Here is a 2,021-nt window from a genome sequence, read left to right on the forward strand (position 1 = left end):
TCCTCATGCTGACCGTCATCGAGGCGTTCGGCGCGCTGTTCGACCACGACTTCCACATCCCGCTGTTCGGGCACTGGGCCGCCATCGGTTTCATCGAGGACTTCTTCACGGTCGCGGTCCTCGCGGGGCTGCTGGCCTTCACGATCATCCGGCTGCGCAACGCGCCTGCCCGGCTCGAGCGCAGGTCGCGGTTCTACGGGTCGCACATCGGCCCGGCCTGGGTCATCCTCGGGATGATCACCTCGGTGATGGTCACGCTCCTGGTCCTGCGCGGTGCCCAGTTCAACGCCGGCACGCACCCGCAGGGCGACACGAGGTGGGCGTTCGCCTCCTACCTGGTCAGCCGGCCGCTCGACGTCTTCTCCCACAAGGCCAACGAGCACATCGAGACGGTCTTCCTGCTGCTCAACATCGCCGTCATCATGGGCTTCCTGGTGCTGGTCGCCTACTCCAAGCACCTGCACATCTTCCTGGCGCCGGTCAACGTCATCCTCAAGCGCGAGCCCAAGGCGCTGGGCGCGCTGGGCAGCACCCCGGACATCGAGAGCCTGATGGAGGCCGACGAGCCGATCGTCGGCGTCGGCAAGATCGAGGACTTCTCCTGGAAGGCGATGCTCGACTTCTCCACCTGCACCGAGTGCGGGCGCTGCCAGAGCCAGTGCCCGGCCTGGAACACCGGCAAGCCGCTGTCACCGAAGATCCTGATCATGGATCTTCGTGACCACCTGTTCGCCAAGGCGCCGTACCTGCTCGCCGCCAACGGGTCCGGCGAGGGGGAGGACGCCGCGCCAGCCGCCGCCGGCGCTGCCGCGGAGGCGTCGAACGGGCACGCCGTCCACCACGTCCCAGAGTCCGGGTTCGGGCGGGTTCCCGAGCCCGGCCAGCCGCAGGCCGACCGTCCGTTGGTCGGGACCGAGGACGAGGGCGGGGTCATCGACCCCGACGTGCTGTGGTCGTGCACCAACTGCGGCGCGTGCGTGGAGCAGTGCCCGGTCGACATCGAGCACGTCGACCACATCGTCGACATGCGCCGCTACCAGGTGATGATCGAGTCGTCGTTCCCCAGCGAGGCCGGGGTGATGCTGCGCAACCTGGAGAACAACGGCAACCCGTGGGGCGTCTCGCCCCGGATCCGCACCGAGTGGACCGAGGGCCTGCCGTTCGAGGTCCGCGTGCTCGACGACGGCGAGCCCATCCCGGACGACGTGGAGTACCTGTACTGGGTCGGCTGCGCCGGCGCCATCGAGGACCGGGCCAAGAAGGTCTCCCGGGCCTTCGCCGAGCTGCTGCACACCGCGGGCGTCTCCTTCGCCATCCTCGGTACCGGCGAGAGCTGCACCGGTGACCCCGCCCGCCGGCTCGGCAACGAGTACCTCTTCCAGGAACTGGCCAAGGCCAACATCGAGGTCCTCAACGCGGCGGGCGCCAAGAAGATCGTCGCCACCTGCCCGCACTGCTTCAACAGCCTGGCCAACGAGTACCCGGCGCTCGGCGGCGCGTACGAGGTCATCCACCACACCCAGCTGCTCGGCCGGCTTGTCGACGAGGGCAGACTCGTCCCCGTCCAGCCGGTGGACTCCTCGGTCACCTACCACGACCCCTGCTTCCTCGGCCGGCACAACGAGGTCTACACCCCGCCCCGGGAGATCCTCGGCAGCATCCCCGGCGTCCGCAGCCAGGAGATGCACCGCTGCAAGGAGCGCGGCTTCTGCTGCGGTGCCGGCGGCGCCCGGATGTGGATGGAGGAGAAGATCGGCAAGCGGGTCAACGTCGAGCGGGTGGACGAGGCGCTCGCCCTCGACCCGGACATCGTCTCCACCGCCTGCCCGTTCTGCATCGTCATGCTCACCGACGCCGTCACCGAGAAGAAGCAGTCCGGCGGGGCGAAGGAGAGCGTCGAGGTGCTCGACGTCTCCCAGCTGCTGGCCCGCTCGCTGGCCGCACCGCCGGCCGTCCCGGCCGGCGCCGACGCCTCCTGACGGAGGGCCGCGAGGACGCCTCCCGCGACGACAGACCGGCCC

The 2,021-nt window shown here is 69.5% G+C and carries 1 protein-coding gene; it reads left to right on the forward strand.

Annotation, left to right across the window (positions count from 1 at the left end; all coding sequences use genetic code 11):
* Positions 1-1,979, forward strand: a 1,979-nt coding sequence (locus NBW84_RS16250; protein WP_250285589.1) for a (Fe-S)-binding protein, incomplete at its 5' end; no start/stop codon positions are given.
* Positions 1,980-2,021 lie beyond the last annotated feature (42 nt).

It is taken from the genome of Protofrankia sp. CiP1_Cm_nod2 (genome assembly GCF_920664355.1).
GTDB lineage: Bacteria > Actinomycetota > Actinomycetes > Frankiales > Frankiaceae > Protofrankia.